The following is an 18,970-nucleotide window of genomic DNA, read 5'->3' on the forward strand; positions in this document are numbered from 1 at the left end:
AGCTGCCGAAGGCTGCGATCTTTTGATCTGAAAGTCCGGAATCAATATGCGAATTTCGTTTTGACTTGTTCGCCTTCTCGATAGGAGAGGACGAATGACTTCCATGGCTCGCCACGCTTGACTGCGTTTTCCTGAAGCTGGTCGACCAAACGAAGGATAATCGCCCCGTTAATATCAGTTTCAGCGTTCCAGTCCTCGACGCCATCTTTCTCAACGCACAGCTCCGTCTCGATGTAGCCCTCCCCCAACTCCACGCCATAACGGAACGCGTCATAGCCATGGACGATGCCGGCTTCGACCACCTGAAAAATCTCTTGGATGATCTTTATGTCTTCGGTAATCACTGTAAAACCTCCGGAGTGCGGTGGAAGTGGAGTTTCCTCAGAGCCATGAAAATGGAGGATTACCTATCGGTACGCAGGTTGATGTACAGGGATTTGATCAATGCGTCCTCACCGTCCTCGATGTCCGGTACATAAAAGCTCATACCAAATTCGCTAACGTCAAACCCGTCATCGTCAATGACAGGTTGAATGCCGTTACTGCGGAACAGGCTCAGTATGCGAGACAATTTTTGTCCCACAAGTTTGTGCCCCATCCAGGTGACGCCGCTTCTTTCGAAAAACTCCGCACCTTTCACAACATCTCGAGGGTCATAAAAGACATGTAAGTCGTATCTTACAAACGCATCCGTCGTATTCAACGAGGCAGCCGTTTTCTTAAACTCCTCAAAATCACCACCCAAAATGCTACGCACCTGCGTTCTGGACAAGGTGCCATTCAGAGGTCCTACCGTTCCAAATACCTGGAATGAAAAATCCACCGTCATTACCTCCTGAAATCGTTCGGATCTAGTTTGGAGGCGTACTCCAACATTTGTCTGATTCCTTCATCGTACTTGTTGCCAAACTGACTTCTGATGTCATTGATATCCATCTGAATAGCATCCATCAGGCGCCCCTCCTCGAGCAGCTCTTGTTGCTTGTCTCGATAAGCCTTGGCCTCTTCGGAACGACCAAAACTCGCGGTCTTTTTGTGATCCTCTGGATCCATCTTGATGGCAGGACCATCACGACTGCTGATTGGCGCACCTTTGTAGCATTTCTGAGCAGGGCAATGGTGTGAATCCAATCCATCATTCACCGGTTTGCTGGTTTCCTTGTGCGGACCGCCCAGTACATCGGCCGGATCTTTTTTTACAACCGCGACGGTTCTGGTGACAGCCTTGATTCCGAGGGACTTGAATTCCCCAAGTACCGCATCGATCAGGAAACGCGTAGCAACTACATACCCATCGCCGTCGTATTTGTACTCCTCATTACCGCCGTTGTGCTCCTGCTTGGCGGTCTCGTGAAGCTTCGTCAGCTCTTCTTCTGACTCACCGAGCAATTTCGCCGCCAGCTTGATCGCGGCCAGATCTTTCAGCTCATCGATTTTGTCGCCATACGCAGCGTTGAGTAGTCCATTGGCGGCCATGCTCAACAGGAACTTCATCGGGCCCATCACCGCTTGTACAGCGATAACGGTGGCCTGAATTTTCTCTGTCGGCATATCCTTGGTCAGATCAATCAAGTCCAGTACTTGATTCAATGCCAGCTGGCCATGAGTAACCAGGCTTGCAGGAACCGGAATAGGCGGCAGCGTCATTGTTCCCGGTTTATCCGGGCCGCTTGATGGGTCAGCCGTCATCTGCGGGCAGGTATTATTTGCGGTACAACTCTCCACCAGCTTTTCGTAATCAGCCGCTTGTTTCGCAAACTCGGACAGCCCTTTCAGGACTGCCTCAGGCAATGATTTTATCTGGGCGGGGTCCAGTCCCTGTCTAACGAAGTTTTTGGTGACTGCCAGTGCACGCTCTTTACCCAGTTCATCGATAAGTGTCGGGGAAACATCATCAATATCGACAAGCTGAGCATTGATCGCCTGGTTCAGGTTCTGCAGGAAACTCGCCCCGGCTTTAGCCTGATCAAGCATGTTCTTTTTGAAATCAACGACGTTATCGCTCCAGCCCTCGACAGTTTTTACCGGATGGGTAACAGCGTCGATTGAGGAACTGCTGGCGTACAACGTCGTTCGATGTTCGTCATCCTTAGTGATCTCATACGCCCTGTTGACGTCGCGATTGAGTCCGGATGTCGAGTCCTGCCCCGTGGCCTTGTCGTTACGCACAACGATCTGACCTTCACCCACGGTGGCGTTCAGCGTCTGCTGACGATCCTTGTCGTACTTGTAACCCTCTACCGCCCAGCTATTTTTATTCTCTCCTTCCATGCCTTTATTCGGCTTGTCAGCCTGGGCGCCGCCGTTATGGTTATAGCTGCCGCTGACATTGAGGTAATAACCATGCTCGTTATCCTTGCCGGTGATGTTGCGATGGCCGAGGGTGTCGGTATCGAGTTTCAGGTTGCGGTTGTCAGCGCTAATGACCGAGCCGTCGAGTTGTGTGTGCTTCTCGGTGTGGATATCGACTTTGCTCTTGCCACTGATCACCGTCTGGTTTTCGACCCAGTTGGTTTTGCCGCTGGTCTCCCCATACCCCAGTGAACCGCTGGCTGTTACACCGATGCTGACTGCAACCGTGAGGCTGGCGTCGAACTCTTTACCTTCGACCTTGCCGGTGTTCGGCACAGACGTCACGGTGAGATTGCGGCCGACATCGCCGATGACCTCGTCACCTCGAAGAGTGGCGCCGGCGATCGTTGTGTCACGCCCGCTTTCGAAGCCCAGCTTATTGCCGGCATACAGGTAGGCTTCCTGTTGCTTCACACCTTCGCGGTTGAGATCGCCGATGCCCACGTTCCCCGAACCGTAGATACCAAAACCGTCCTGGCCGGCGATGATTCCGCCTTCTGCGCCCCAGCTACGCCGATCATGGGAACTCTCATAGGCATTTTGTGCGGAAAGGATATTCAGATCGTTGGCGGCTTTGAGGGAAATATCCCGCTCCGCGGTGGCACGGGTACCAATCAGCGTCAGGTCGTTTTTCGCATCCAGATTGATACTGCCGCCAGCATTCAGCTGAGTTGCCGTCGAAGTGCCTTGATTCGATTTGTCTTCAGTCCCGGCGTTACTGACACCCACGCCAAGTTTGAAGCCACCGGTGGTGCCACCTTTGACTCCGCCCTTGCTCTGGGTTGAATGCCCATCGCTGCTTTCGGAACCGTGCGCCACATCGAACGTGATGTCTTTGCCTTTGACGTTGATGTCACGCCCGGCATTGAACTGGCTGCCGCTGACGTTGACGTTGTTCCCGGCGTCGAGCGAGACGTCGCCACCCGCTGAAAGCGTCGATGGACGTTGTGTCACCGAGCTCTGCGTGCTGCTGGAGCTGACACTGGAGGCGCCAATGTGGCCGTCGAACTTTGGTCCGCTGAAGAACTGGTCCAGTGTATCGACCGCTTTCAGTACGCTGGATCCTTTGCTGACCCCATCCTCGCCCTTGCCAGTGCCTTTGAGGCCATCAATGGTGTTGCCGATGTTGTAGGCCGTGGTCACGGTGAGGCCGTTACGCTTGATGATGTCACGGATGGTGACTTCGCTTGCCTCCTCCTTGGCATCGATGTTGATGTCGCGATCAGCTTTGAGGTTAATGTTGTTCGCGGCTGACAAATCCGAGCCTTGCTGATTGATGTCGCGACCGGCGTTTACCTTAAGATTCATCCCCGCATCGATGGAGCTGCCCGCTGCGGTGTAGCCCGTGCTGTTAACGCCATGTTGAATGGTTTCACTGCCGGCGAAGGTGGTGAAAGCATTGCTGTCTATGGTCTGTTTTATACCGACGGTCTTATCTGTATCCCAACTAGTGCTGCGGTGATTGTCGATCGACGCGACCACATTGACATCGCGACCGGCATTGAGAGACGCATTGTGGTCCGCGCTGATCCCACTGCCGATGATATTGATGTCTCGGGAAGCATTCAGAATTGCATCGTTGCCTGCGTTGACCTGGCTTCCGATGCTCTCGGAACTGACGACCTCCCGCACACCCTTGTGCGAAGTAGCGAATGTCATATCGGCGCCGAAACCCGGCGTACCGACGGCCCAACCGATAGCATCCTTCAGCGAAAGCCCGACTTTCTTCTTATATTCCTCAGCCCGGCTATACGCTTGGTCATCAGCTGACGACAGAGTGATATCGCCGGCCTTGTCCACAAGGCCGGCATTCAGTTCTGCGTTATTATCCGCGTTGACTTCACTGGCATTCAGCCGAACATCACGCCCGGCTATCACTACCGCATCGTGACCGGCGTTCAACTCACTGCCAACCTGAGTCACCGAGGTTTGCAGATGGCTGCTGCCACTTTTAGACATACCAAACAGGCCAGTCTTGGTTTTTTTGCTGTAACTGCCTGACTCTTCGGTGCCAGAAAGTACCGCGACATCATTGGTCGCACCGATTAGCAAATCGTTGCCGGCGCTCAATTGACTGCCGATGATCGTGACGTTGCGCCCGCCATCGAGGCTGACGCCATCATCTTTACGCTTCGAGACGTTCATCGTCAGGTCACGACCCGCCTCGATTACCGAAGCGACGTTTTCGCTTTCATAGCTTTCCGACTGTGTGGTTTTGCTTCGTCCGAACGAACCCTTCTTTTTTCTGTAATAGTACGAAGAGGTTTCGTCTTTCGCCGATGCTACCGTGATGTCCTGTACCGCATCGAGGCTGACATCGTCCTGCGCCTTTATACGACTGGCAATAACGCCCAAATCATTGCCCGCGTTCAGCGCGATATCGCGTCCGGCGTTCAATACCGACGACTGTTGCGTGATGCTGTGGGTTTCGTTCGCGCGCTTCTTGCTGCGCGAGAAGTAGTCACTCTCGTCGGCGGCCGAAGTAATGACAATGTCATGGCCTGAATCGACGCTGAGATCGCGCTTGGCATCCAGTCGACTGGCAACAATTGCCACGTCGCGATCGGCACTGATCGACAGATCCCGTCCGGACGTCACTTCAGCGCCGTGCTGGGTGATGGTCTGGTTGAGGAAGTTGCTGCCGCGCGAGTCGGTGCGGCGATCCTGGACCGAGGTGATGTTGACGTCGCGTCCGGCATCGAGCGCCATGTCCTGTCCGCTGCTCAGGACACCACCGATGTTGCTGATGTCGCGACCTGCGCCAATGTTGAGATCATTGGCGGCTTCGATCCGCGCGGCGTTGTTCAGTACGTCGCGATGCTGCAGCGTGCCGCCGTAACTGGAATCGTAGCCATACACGTCGCGCTGGTTGATCACATCGCCGCGAGTGGCGGTCAGGCTGACATCGCGCCCGGAAATAATGCCGCCACCGCTGTTGACGATGTTGTTGCCGGCCTTGAGCGTCAGTCGCTCGCCCGCCTCGATCAATCCTGTATTGGAGAGGTTGTTGCCGGCTTCGGCCGACAGGTTATTGGAGGCGCGAAGCGTGCCGGCGTTGGTCAGGTCCGTACCGGCAATCAGTGTTACGTCGCCGCCCTGGATCAGCGCACCGTTGGGTGCCAGGCGGTTATTGGCCTGGGCCAGATACAGCACCGGCACCAGCACTTTCTCGCCATTCACTTCGTGCTCTTCGAGCCAGACGATGTCGTGGGTCAGGGCTGCCACTTGCTGAGCAGTCAGAGTTACGCCGACTGACAGGTTCAGTTCATTCTTGCTGGCGACGGCGTTATTCATGAGGTACTTGAACATAGCCTCGTCGGAGGTCTGCCCATCGATGAAACGCTGGCCGGTACGGGCGACAACGGCTTGCTGCACCAGGCGCTGTTCGAACAAGCCGTCGCCCAGACGCTTGGCGCTGTTGTCGGGGTCATAGCCGAGTTTATCGAGCAGGTAGTCCGAGCTCATGAACTGCTTGAGCTCAGTGAGCGCCGGGTTGGTCTCGATCAGGTATTTGTGTGGATTGGAACGCACGCTGGTGTCGGGCAGGCCCTGTACCCGCGGCACGTCGAACGAAACGTTGCCACGATTGGGCAGCAACACGCCGACCGGGCCATCCCCGGCGGCCGCGCTGACATTGATCAGCGTCGCCTGATCGTTGAGATTGAGCGATGGCCGGGCCGCCAATGCCAGTTCGCGGTTCTTGATCGATACAGGATCGCTACCGTCGAACTGAATATCCGTGGCCTTCCTCACTGGCATGCCGCCCGCATGACTTAAGGGCGCAACGTCGATGGAGCCGATTGTCCTCGACGGGCCAGATGCTAGTGTCGGATCGCTGCCGCCTTTACCGCTGAGTCGGAACAGACCGTTGTCGCCGGTTGGCAGCGTGAAGCCAGGCAGTGCCAGCGGGTTGACTTGTTGTTGAGCCAGATCTGGTGGCAACTGCGGGTTCAGAAAAACCACGGTAGGTTTGGCGGAGTTTTTCACCCCGGTGTCCGCGGTGCCTTTGACGGTACCGCCGAAGTTTGTGTACGGGTTCAGATTGCCGTTGTTGATCGTGGTTTTAGCGTTGATCTCTACGGCCTGGCCGGCCTGGACGATAGAGGAAACGCTTGAGCCGCCGTTGGTGAAAACGCGGTCGTCTCGTTGCTTTGTACCGGCAAGGATGGGTGACGGCACTGCCACTTCGGCGCCGATACCGAATTTTGTGTTTACGTCAGAGAGCGCCTGTTTATTCAGCGGTTGGTATTCCCAAAAAGATCCTCCTTTGTCGGGCTCGTGCCAACCGTGAATGTAGCTGTATTTGGTTTTTGAATTGCGCTCCGCATATTTTTGCAGATCCTCGGTTATCCAACTTGGTCGCTTGCTGGGCAAACCGCCGAGTTGATAAACACGCATCCGCGTGAAATTACCCGACTGCAGACCAAAGTTATCGAACGTATCGACATCGAGCTTTATGTTCTTGCCGGCCGAGATCAGCGACGCGGTATTGGTGAAAGCTCCAACATTGGCGGTCAGATTACCTGCTACTGAAAGCGACGCTTGCGGCCCGGTAATTGTCGATGTCGATTCAAAATTTTCATTAACGTAGAAAGTCGTACCGCTGAAGGTGATGTCCCCGGAAATAAATTTCTCCTCGCCAATCACCCCTTCTGTCTTGTTATTGAAACTATTGGCCGACAACGAAAAATCACCGTCGACATTGATCGAAGCCGCGAGGTTATTCACGCTGTTCGCACGGCCACCGCTCATGCCGGCAATTGTCAGATTGCCGATGCTGTAAACATCGCCCGTCTGGTTGGTGAAGTCATTAACCAGCAGGTTCATGTTGCCGCCGCTGAACAACAAGCCGTGATCGTTCACCAGACTTGCCGTCTTGACTGTCAGATCCTGAGCGGCTCCCAGCGTACCGGTGTTGCTGACGCTGCCCGCGTTGATCGTCATGCCGTAATTGGAAGTCAGTCTTCCGCCAGCGTTGTTCAGCAACCCGCCAATGTTGAACGTACCCAGGCCGCCACTGCCGATGCTGGCGAGACTGGTCAGGCCCAGTTGCGCAGCATTGAAGGTCATATCCCCCAGACTGCTCACCCGCCCATTACCGCCGTAAGTCCCACTCAACTGAATATCAAGCCCGCCATCACTGGCAATCAACCCCTCGTTCGTCCAGTTCCCGCCACGCCCCACCAACTGATTCGAAGCCAGCAATTGCCCACTGGCCGTCTGCACGAAATTGCCGACATTCACCGTCAACCGCCCCGCCTGAATCACGCTGCTGTTGGTCCAGCTGTCCGCGTTCAGGGTCAGGCCGCCACGGGTCACCAGTGAGCCGCCGGCGTTCATTACGTTGGTGGTGGAGATGCCGAATTCACCGAGGCCGACATGCGTCACCGAACCGCCAGCGTTGAGCAAGCTCGGTGCGGCGAGGGTGAAGTCGGTGTTGGCGGTTTCCACCAGGCCGTTGCGGTTGTCGAACTGGCTGCCGATCTGGAAATCGGTTTTGCCGCTGCTGCCGAGGGCGCGCAGTTTGCCGCTCTGGTTGTTGAGGTTGGCGGCGCGAATCGCCAGGGTGCTGGCGCTTTCAATCAGGCCGCCGTTGTTGGCGAGATTACCGCCGAGGCCAATGTCGATGAGGCTGCCGCTGACCTGGCCGGCCGTGTTGTTCATCGAGCCGGCGATGACGTTCACCTGGCCGCGGGCATAGATGCCGCCGCCGCTGTTGTCGAGGGCGTTGCCGCCGGCGTTGAGCAGGATGTCGCCGCTGTTGGCGGCAATGCGCCCGCCGTCGCTGTAGATGCCGCCCAGCGCACGCAGGTCGAGGCGGCTGCCTTCGATCTTGCCTGACTGGCCGTTGCGCAGGACACCGGTCAGACGGGTTTGCAGCAGACCTTTGAGGCTCGACAGCACGCCGCCTCGGCTGTCGAGGCTGGCGGCAGTGAGGTTCAGGTCGCCGTTCTGCGCAATGATCTTGCCGCCCTGGTTGTCGATTGCGCCGTTGCCCGTGTTGATGGTCAGCGCGGTCATGCTTTGCACCGCGCCGCCGGCGTTGTTCAGTGCGGCTGCGGTGAGGATGGCGTCGGCGGCGCTGCTGGAAATCAGGCCATCGCCGTCGTTGCGCAACAGGCCGCCGGCGGTGAGGTTCAGTTGGCTGCTGGCGGCGATGGTGCCGCGCTGGCTGTTGTTCAGATCGCCGCTGGTGAGCAGGCTCAGCAGGCTCTGGCTGATCATCTGGCCGCCACGGTTGTCGATGCTGGTCGAACGCGTCAGCACCAGCGGCCCGGTGCTGCCGAGCGCGCCGTTGACGTTGGTCAGCGCGCCGAGCAGGTCGAGTGTGACGCGGTCGTCGCCGATCAGACTGCCGCCGCTGTTATTCAACGCACCGCCGGTGAAGGTCAGGGCGTTTTTCGCATTCAGGTTACCCGAGGCATTGTTCAGGCTCGCCGCCCGGATATCGAGGGCGTCGGTGCTTTTGATCAAACCACCGGAGGTGTTGTTGAGTTCGCCGCCGAGCACAGTCAAGGTCTGCTTGCCGTCGCTGGTCAGCGTGCCGGCGCTGTTGTTGAGGCTGGCGGCCTTGATGTAAAGCTCGCCCTTGCTGCCCACGCCACCCTGGCTGTGGTTGATCAGTGCGCCGCTGAGGTCGATGCTGACATTGCCGAGCTGGCTGGAGATCGCGCCTGCGAGGCTGTTATCGACGTTCCCGCCGGACAGGGTCACGCCAGTCCAGCCGGAGATGAGACCGCCGTTGTTTTTCAGCTCGGCCGCGGTGAAGGTCAGTTGCTGATTGCTGATCAGATTGCCGCCGCGATTGTCCAGACTGTTGGCGCTAAGGCTGAAGCTGTTGACGCTGGAAACCTCACCTTTCTGGTTATTCAGGTCACGCAGGGTGGCGATGCTCAGCACGCCTTTGCTGTTGATCACGCCGTTCTGGTTATTGAGGTCACGCAGATGCGCAATGCTCAGCGCGCCTTTGCTGCTGATCACCCCGCCCTGGTTGTTGAGGTCCTGCGCGGTGACGCCGAGGTCGATGGCAAGGCCAGCGGCACCCACCAGCGTGCCCTCCTCATTGTTCAGGCCGGTGCTGTTGAGGGTCAGCTGCTGCGCGGCGCGGATGCTGCCTTTGTTGTGATTGTCGAGCAGACCATAGACGGTCACCGAGATATCGCTGTCACTGAGCAATACGCCGCCATCGCTGTTGTCGAGACTGGCCGCGCGAACCTGCAATGCTGCTGCCGCGATCGTGCCTTTGATCGAGGTCAGGACCTTGTCGAGGGTCAGGCTCAGTTTCTGATTGCTCAGCACTTGGCCGCCGCTGTTGTCCAGCGATTTGGCGATCAGTTCAAAGGCCTGCTCGCTGGAAATCTCGCCACCACGGTTGTTCACCTCAGCGAGATTCTTCAGCAGCAACTGCCCTGGCGCATTGATCACCCCACCCTGGTTGTTCAGCGCACCACCGTGCAGGTCGACGCTGACGCTGGCGTGGCTGCTGAACAGTTTACCGCCCTGCTGATCGAGGCCCTGAATATCGGCAGTCAACGCATTGCCAGCGCCGAGGCTGCCAGCCGTATTGGTCACTTTGCCGGCGCTCAACTCAAGCTGATCGGCGGCGTAAATGTTCGCCTGACTGTTATTGAGTTCGCCGGTAGTGATGTGCAGATTGCTTTTGCTGCTGATCACGCCTTTCTGCTGGTTGTCCAGCGCGCTGCTGGTGAGCGTCAACGCTGCATCGGTCAACAACTGGCCGCCCCGGTTGCTGACCGCACCGCGTGTGTCGACGCTGAGCGCTTTGGCGCTGGACAGCGTACCGCCATCGTTATTGAAGCTTTGCGCATCGATCGCCAGCGCACCTTCGCTGAACAGACTGCCCTGCGCGTTGTTCAGCTCGCCAGAGAGGGTAATCGCGAGGTCTTGTTGCGTGGTCAGGCGAGCGCTGTTTTCCAGACTTTTGCCGACCAGCGTCAGGCCGGTAGCGCCGGACAGCACGCCGTTGTTGCGGTTGATCACCTCGTTGACGGTCAACGCCAGATTGCCGCCCGCCAGCATGTAGCCGCTGTCGCTGTTGTCGAGCCAGGCACCGATCAGGCTCACGCCGGCCTTGCTCGACAGTTCACCGCTGCGGTTGTCGACACGGTCGACGACCAGTTGCAGCGCTTGGGTCGAACCGACCAGGCCCTCGCGACGGTTATCCAGACGCGCCGCCGTGAGCGTCAGGCCCTCGTCGGCGATGACCACGCCAGCCTGGTTGTCGAACAGATCAGTGACGGTGAAATCGACCGCGCCACGCCCACGAATCTCACCGCCGCTGTTGTCGAGGCTGGCGCTGCGCGCTTGGAGGCCAGCAGAGGCGATCAGGCCTTTCACGTTGCTCAGCGCACGGTCGATGACCAGGGTGAGTTTTTCATTGCTGAGCAGCTTGCCACCGTCGTTGTTCAGGCTTTGTGCGTTGAGGTTCCAGGCTTTGGCAGCGGAGATTTCCCCAGCGCTGTTGTTCACATCCTTGAGGTTTTTCAGCAGCAGTTGGCCCGCCGTATGAATGTTGCCGCGCTGGTTATCGAGCAGGCCATTGTTGAGGTCCAGGGTCAGGTCGCCGTTGCTGAACAGCTCGCCGCCGTCCTGCTTAAGCGAGGTGACGGAAGCCTGCAGGGTTTTCTGGCTGCCGATGATGCCGCCGGAGTTATCCAGGTGCGCGGTGGTCAGCAGCAGCGTGCCGTCCGTGGCGAGGCTGCCGCCCTGACGGTTCTTGAACTCACCGGTGGTCAAGGTCGAATCGGCCTTGGCACTGAGGATACCGTTGTCGCTGTTATCGAGACTGCCGCTGGTGAAGGTCAGGCCCTTTTGCGAGGCGATGAGCCCGCCCTGATTCTGCACCCCGGCGACGCTGGTCAGTGCCATCGCTTCCAGGCTCGACAGCTTGCCCAGGCGATTGTCGAGGCTGCCGAGATTCAGGGTCATCTGCCCTTCACTGCTGATCAGGCCTTGCTGGTTGTCGAGGGTATTGTCGAACGTCAGGTCCAGTGTGTTCTGGCTGACGATCCGCCCGCCCACATTGCTCAAGCCGATGCCGCTGAGCGTCGCCGCGCCTTTGCTGAAAATCAGGCCATTGGTGGCGTTGATGATCTGCGCGACTTTCAGGCCCAGCGTGGTGTCGGACAGCACCTTGCCGCCCTCGCTGTTGTCCAGGCGTGCGCCATTGATATGCAGGTCGAGTTGACTGGAAAGCGTACTGGCGCGGTTGTCGATCTGGTCGACATTGACGGTCAGGGTCTTGAGCGACCCGACCAGGCTGTCCTGGCGGCTGTTGAGGGTTTTGCCGGTGAGTTTCAGATTGCCTTCGGCAACCAGTTCGCCGGTTTGCTGAGTCAGGTTGTCGATGCTGGCGTCGATATCGCCCTTGCCGGAAATCCGTCCGGCATCGTTGGTGACATCCCGGGCTTTGAGGCTCAACAGTCCGGTCGAGGTCAGCAAGCCGCCGTTGCTGTTGTTCAGCGTGCTGCCTTCGAAGGTCAGCGCTGCCTTGCTCTCGGCGCGGCCCTTGTCGCGGTTATCCAGATTATCGATCAGCAGCGTCGTCGCTTTGTCGGCGCGCAAAACACCCGCACGGTTGTCGGTGGTCGCGCTGCTGACGGTCAGGGTGTCGAGACCGGAAATCTTGCCGGCGCGGTTATCCAGGCGCGTGGCCTGCACGTCCATCGCACCGTTGGCCTGGATCAGGCCCTTGTTCTGGTTGTTCAACTGGTCGCTGATGCGCGTGGTCAGCGTGCCTTCGCTGGTCAGCTGGCCTTGCTGGCTGTTGTCCAGTTGTTGCGCTTTGATCGCTACGGCCTGTTTCGCGCCGATCCGTCCGGTGCGATTGTTGATGGCGCCGAGGGCGGTGATGTCGAGCAAACGGCCAGCGGTGATCAGGCCGGCGACGTTGTCCAGCGAGGTTACAGTGAGCACTACGTCGCTCTGGCTGCCAAGCTCACCGTTGCTGTTGATCAACTGACCGATGTTGCCGGTGAGTTTGCCATTGCTGGTGAGCGTGCCTTGATTGTTCAGCACCTGATTGGCAGTGAGGGTCAGGCTGTTGTTGCCCAGCACTTTGCCGGCGTTGCGGTTGTCCAGCGTGCCGGCGGTGATGCTCGTGGTCTGGCCACTGAGCAGGCCATTCTGGTTGTTGAGGGTTTGCGCGGCGTTGACGGTCAGGTTGCGGCTGGCGCTGAGGCTCTTGCCACTGTTGTTCAGATTCTGTGCGCGAAGGCTCAAATCACCGTTGTTGTTACGGCTGCCGTCAGCATTGACGCCGGCTTCGATGGCGCCGGCATTGGTCAGTTGCCCACCGGCGCTGAGCACCACGCTGTCGCGGGCGGCCAAGGTCTGGCGGTTGGTCAGGTTGCCTTGGGTTTGCACGTTGAGCGACGTGCCGGCGTAAACCGGAGCTTGCGCGTCGAGGCTAGCGGCTTTGACGTTGACCGCGCCGGTGGCCGAAGTGTCGACCAGGCTCAATTGACCATTGGCATCGAGCTGAATATCGCCGCCGCTGGCGATCAGTTTGCCGTCGAGTTTCACCCCCACGCCGGCCTCGGTGCCGACCAGTTTGATCGCCCCGGCGTACATGCCGCCGAGGGCCGAGGAGTCGATGGCCAGTTGCGGTTCGGCGCTGCCATCGTCGGCGCGGGCAGTGGCGTTGAGGGTGTCGGCGTTGACGTCGTTGCGACCGGCGACGATGGTCAGGTTCTGCGCTTGAATCTGCGCATTGATCTTGGCGCTGCGGGTGATGATTTCGAAACGGTCGATATTGGTCGCGTTGATGCCCGCGCCTTCGATAGCCACGCTGCCCTGATCGACCTGAAATCGATCCAGCCGACCGTTTTCCAGCACTGGTTTACCGGTAGTCAGCGTCACCCGAGGTGCGTTGATGAAACCGCAGCCATTGCAGGTGATGCCATAGGGGTTGGCGACGATGACCCGCGCCGACTGCCCGGCCACTTCGGTGTAACCGCGCAACTGACTCGGGTTGCCGCTGATGACTTCGTTCAGAATCGCCTGCGCCGAACCGCTGTTCTTCAGATTCGGGTTGCCAATGACGTGGCCGCCCAGTTGCGTGTTCGAAGTTTGAGTCGCGCCGTTGTTGAGGATGACGCCTTGTGCGCCGACGTTGTAATCGTGGAACTGGTTGTGCGACAGGCCACTGGCGTTGGGCGTGGCGATGTTGACGATCGGCACGCCGTTGCCGGCACGGTCCAGCGTGGTATTCGGGTTGGCCACGACGATGCCGTCGGCCTGCGCCCACAGCGGTTGCCAGAACATGACGTTGGCCAGCAGGAACGCCAGTCCGCGCTTGGGCATGCCGAGGAACTCCTCGCGTTTGGCCACGACGGCAGAAGGCTGGCGAGCGAGGAATGCGTACTGGCGAACGTCCATGTGAAGATCCTGCAACGGGCAATAATCGGTCTGATCAGGTGCCATGCTCCGCAGGTAAGCGGCGCGGATGAGCGCAAAGAGTCGCTGGCATCCCTGCAATAGCGCACTAGTATCAAAATAGTGGCGCGATATTAGATGGCCACTATTTTGGCGTCAATTAATGGATGCGTTGAAAAATCGATTTCGATGAGCGGTACGGCTCAAATCCGTAGGCAATGAGCTTGTTAACGTATCTATTTATCAGCGTCGGTTTGCGAGCGCGGGTACGCCTTCAGGGTTACTCACGATTCATCTGAAGCAACTTCTGTAAGATTTCAGTCGATCCCTCGTAAGTTTCATCCCGAGTGTTCGATTCCTACGCAAAACACAGAAAGATCTGACTGCTGTCGTTTTCCAGATACACGCACATTTCTCTGTCACAAACAGACACAGGGAAATGTGCTCAATGATGCACCCCGCCAACCTCGCGGCAGCCGCAGCGTCCAAAGCCCCGATCATCGGCCCCGCCGCCTGCCCCTTGCGCAACACCCACGTGCAACTGCTGCCCCTCGCGTACGGCCTTGTCGAAAAACCCTTCGACCCCAGCACCGAACTCACGCTGCCGTACACCCTGACCACGCGCCCCATGGGCGTCCGCCGCCTGCGCGATGGTTGGCTGTACATCGTCGACAGTCTCAGCGGTGAGCTGTACGAATACCGCGTGCTCGACGGCGTCATCAGCGCATTGCTGCATCGCGGCAAAAGCGTCAGCGAGGATCAGCGCAGCGCCATCGAAGAACGTCCGGCGTTGATCTTTTCGCGCAAAAGCACCCTTTACGTGACCTTTGCCGACGTGCAGTTGAGCGCGGCGAAATGCCGACAGGTGCTGGACAGCGCGCAGGAACGCGAGCACTTCATGCAGGCGGTCGATCTCGGGCCGGTGCATTGTCTGATCGGCGGCGAGCATTTGCTCACCGTGGCTCAGGCGAAACAGTGGCTGGCGGAAGTGGCCTGCACAGCGAAACCGCTGGCCGAGGCCGACGCCACGCGGATGCCGGCGGTGCAGGTCAGCGATGCGCCCGAGCACGAACGCGAACCTTATTTGTGGGAAAACCCGCGACGTTTTCGCGAGGCGCATATCGGCGAATTTCTTGGTCGGGTGCGCGGACCTTATCAGGACGACACGCTGTTTCTGCTGGTCAACGACGACCTTGGGGTGATGCGCGATCTGGCTGATTATCAGGATCTGGTGGTCGGCTGGATCGAGCAGTGGAGCAACACTGACAACAACGAGCGCGACTATCTGCTGGCCAGCTACATCGAGTCGCTGAGCCAGTTGGGCGCTCAGGATTTCGACACCCTGGCCAAGGCCAGCGACGATCCGCGCGCCCAGGCATTGTTCGCTGAACTGGAGCAATTGCCCGAACCGGATCGGGAAAATACCCGGCAGGCGCTGCTTGAGTATTTGAACAAGGGTGGTGAGGTCGAGCCAGCTGCAGTCGAAGCCACGCCTGAGTTGCAACAGCTTCGCGAAAAGGCACTGGATGAGTCATTGGCGCTGAACCGTTTCGACGGCGTCGCCCCGGATTTTACCGCGCACGCTCGCGTCACCGCCGAGGCGGATCGGCGCTTTTACACCCGCGAATATTTTGTTGAAGTCGCCCCGGCCGATTTCGTCGAGCGTCATCTGAACACACTGGTCGAGCTCGGCAAGGACCAGAGCCGGCGCATGAAAGACGTGCTCGACGGCCCATTGCTCAGCGGTAAGCGCGGCATCAACGACCTGATCGACCGCCCGGCGATGGACGAGGTGCTGAACAATCATCGCGACAACCTCGGACGCTGGAATCGCCTGCTCGAACGCATCACCGCCGATCGCGCGCAACTGCTGTGCGCCGGGCGTTTCCATCGCTCGGCGTGGTATTTCGACGGGCAAGTGCAGATCGATCAGGCGCTCGCCAGCGAATACGCCTGCCTCAAGGACATCGGCCGTAGCGACGCGGCCAATGAGCAAATGCTCGGTTACCTCGAGCAGCACCCGCAACTGACCCGCCCGCTGTTCTACACCTTGCCGCTGCGCTTGCAGACCGAACAGGCCGGGCAATATTCAACGCTGTTCAACGCCGGCATGGCGATGTTCAACAACCTGCCGGACTGGCTGGCCAAATTGCAGAGCATCGAGCAGCCGCAGTTGCCGGCCCTCGACGATCTGCCGGCACACAGCCGCGTCCTCGCCGATGCGGTGCAAGACACCTACAGCCCGGCGCTGAACCTGGGCCTGAGCCGGGCACTGGAAGGTTTTGATCTTGCCGGCGAGAAAATCCCCGACCTCGACGAACTGTTCCAGCGCCTGCCCAAAGCCCTGCGCCTGCGCGTCTTCGACGCCGCGCGAACCAGCGGCGTGACCTTCACCGTATCCACCCCGGCGGAACAAGCGGCGCTGCAAGCCACGATCAAGGAAGTGCTGCGCGAGCGCGACTACCTGAAAACCCTCAACCGCGAACGCAACCAGCTCACCCACAACAAAAACCGCCAAGGCCACAAAACCGCCCGGGCGGTGGAATTGCAGCAGGAAATCGTCCGCGTGCGCACGCAATTGGCGCTGTTCGAAGGCCGCCTCGCGGCGGCGTTAAGCCCGATCGACGAACTGCCGGATCGCTCGGCACGGCTGTATGGCGCCACCCCGGCGAAAGCGGGATTGACGGTGGTGTTTCCGCCGGCGCAGCAAGGGGAATTGCGAGGATTGCTGGAGAACATTCGCGCGGGAGTGGCGGGAGTTTCGAAGGCGAGCCTGGTGCGGACGGAGGGGATGGGGTTGTTGGTGGTGTTGGTGCAGGTGGTGAATTTGGTGGGGGCTTATCGAGAGGTGATGAAGCAGACGAGGGACAGGAAGAAACGGGCGGATTTTTTTGCGGCTCTTGCCGCGACAGGCGCGGCGGGTTTTACCGCTGCGCAGGGGCTTGCTGATACAGCTTTGAAGGCTCGCAGCACGAGTCTAGTTGGGAGTTTGCAGCTTGAAGCGTTGCAACAGGTTCGTGTGCAAATGGGTAAGTTGCACGTGGGATTGGGGGCGTTTACATATGTTCTGGGTTTCAGTACTTCAGTTACTAGCTTGGGCAAACAAAATCGAAGGCGGCAGGATGCGATTCGTAGTGGCACGCAATCTGAGCAGACAGCGGCTACGATGGCGGCGTTGGGCGCCGCCGGAATGGTTGCGATAAACGCTTATGGCGCGGGTAGTACTGCTTACGCTTCCTTTAAAGTGTTCACTGCGCCGAATGGCTCGGCACGCACGGCAGCTTGGGCTGCCGCTGGTACACGTCTTTCTTTAGTGTTCTTTCGCTTCAATTTAGCCGGAGCGTTGTTCACCGTGCTGGAGTTCGTCGGTACTTGGCTGTTCAATCGTTACAACCTCTCTGCCCACGATAAGTGGTTGAAAATCACGCCTTGGAGCCGTGATGACGAGATGCGCGGAGACCACTCTCTGGATGACTATCAAAATTATCTGGCATTTTTGATACACGCTCCCTACGCCCAATCAGGACCTGATCCCAGTGACACCTGGCTGAAGACTTTATTATTTGGCGCCAAACCCAGTGATATTCATTTGGTTCTGCCGAGGCTGGCGCTAAATGATCTTCTGCCGCCGTTAAGCGGTAAACCGAGTCAACGCTTGGGAATCGGTGCCCATCGACTTGTTGCACCGCTGCATGGTCGCGGTGTGCCGCAAGTGCGCAAGGAAGTCATCAGTGAGGAGATATTGAGCAGTCTGCGAATCGTGAAGTCATCGCTAGATGGTTTGGTGCTTTGTCTTCACTACCCCATCCGTCCTGATTCTGACTACACGCCTGCAAAGGAAACGCTCGAACTTGCCATATGTATACAGACCGTCAATGGCAAAGGCGGGGCGGAGTCAAGAACGCGCGTGATTCATATTGACCCTCGGGATAGCGGTCATTTTGCTGTAGTAACTCCCGGCTCGGTTAAAGAAAACCCTCCGGTTTTGCTGGTAGAAACTCAATACCTCGAATGGGCCGACCATGCTGAATAATCACAATGAGCCTATTGTTGATGCGCAATGTGAGGTGATTAGAAGAACGGGCGATGTAGAGCCGTTCCCAAGCGGAAAAATTACCTATGTCGCACCGTTGCCATTACCTACAGCAATGCCGCCTTATGGGCCTCACATTGGGGAGTTAAACGAAGCATACATGGACTTTGGGCTTGGACTGCCAGAGGTATTTTCGTGGCAGGTAATTCTCGGCGCGCCAACCGCAGGCGCCTTTATGATCATTGTTTTATTTCCTTTATTTACCGGCTTGCTAGGTATTATTTTTGGCTATGGAAACGGGGCCATTTGGGAATCAATGATTGGTGTATTCGAAGAGGCTTACAAGAACCAATTAATCTGCGGCCCCTCGATCCTTCTTATTGGCCTCGGCGTCTGGCACCACGTCCACAAAAAACGCCTCTCCCTCATCCCAACCCGCTTCAACCGTCAACGCCGCGAAGTGTGCTTCATGCCCGAAGGCGCCACCGAACCTGTCTTTGTCCCGTGGGAATCGCTCAGCGCCTGGATCATCGAAGCCAAGGGCGCCACCCAGTTCGGCATCCATCGCCAATACGGTATGGGCATCGGTTTCTACCAAGGTGAAACCCTCATAAGCCAGGAATTCCAATGCGCCGGCCTGGAGCTCGCGATCAGCCATTGGGAAGCGATTCGCGGTTACATGGAGTACGAAGTCAACGACCTCAAATCGATTCAGGACCTGAAAGACCTGCAAGGCCCGGACGACCCACCCCACGAAGGCCTGCACACTTTTCGTAACGCCCGCGCGCGGATGCATCAGCAGATCCGTGAAGGCCGGCGCTCGCGGCTGTCGGGGTTCTTTTGGTACCTGTATCACGTCATGACTTTATGGACGATTCCCAACCGTTTGGTCGAATGGGAAGTGCGCCGTCTGGAAAGAATCGGCAAACAGGCGTTGCCGGAAGTCATGCGCGCATGGTCCGAGCCGCTGCCGAAAGAGCAATGGGCCAAGCCCAGTGAAGAGTTGCTGCGGCTGAGCGAACAAGTGCGGCGGATGCACAAGCGCCAGCCGCATCGGCCGATTACGCAGATTTTCGCTGAGGTTTGCAGGCGAGCTGAGTGCTGATGTTGAGCAGTTTTGTGGCCAGAGGGTGGGAGGTTTTTGCCTGTTTGAGCGCCTTCGCGAGCAGGCTCGCTCCCACAGAGGAC

At 58.1% G+C, this 18,970-nt stretch carries 5 protein-coding genes; 2 read left to right on the forward strand and 3 right to left on the reverse strand.

Annotated elements, in window-relative coordinates:
- Nucleotides 1-41: 41 nt before the first annotated feature.
- The 3 genes from AB4N85_RS10155 to AB4N85_RS10165 are packed head-to-tail and all read right to left on the reverse strand — an operon-like array spanning nt 42 to nt 13,752.
- Nucleotides 42-344, reverse strand: a complete 303-nt coding sequence (locus AB4N85_RS10155) for a hypothetical protein (protein WP_110645657.1) — start codon at nt 342-344, stop codon at nt 42-44.
- Between the two features lie 59 nt (nt 345-403).
- On the reverse strand, nt 404-823 hold the full coding sequence (locus tag AB4N85_RS10160) for a hypothetical protein (RefSeq protein WP_143497886.1): 420 nt from the start codon (nt 821-823) through the stop codon (nt 404-406).
- 5 nt (nt 824-828) lie between these two features.
- Nucleotides 829-13,752, reverse strand: a complete 12,924-nt coding sequence (locus tag AB4N85_RS10165) for a hemagglutinin repeat-containing protein (protein WP_460067914.1) — start codon at nt 13,750-13,752, stop codon at nt 829-831.
- Between the two features lie 445 nt (nt 13,753-14,197).
- Between AB4N85_RS10165 and AB4N85_RS10170 the strand changes: the two genes are divergently transcribed.
- Entirely contained in the window at nt 14,198-17,782 is a 3,585-nt protein-coding gene (locus AB4N85_RS10170; RefSeq protein ID WP_460067916.1) for a toxin VasX, read from the forward strand.
- Entirely contained in the window at nt 17,772-18,887 is a 1,116-nt protein-coding gene (locus tag AB4N85_RS10175; RefSeq protein ID WP_460067918.1) for a hypothetical protein, read from the forward strand. Before AB4N85_RS10170 ends, AB4N85_RS10175 begins: the two co-directional genes overlap by 11 nt.
- The last annotated feature ends 83 nt before the right edge of the window (nt 18,888-18,970 follow it).

This window comes from Pseudomonas sp. H1_G08, assembly GCF_054681355.1.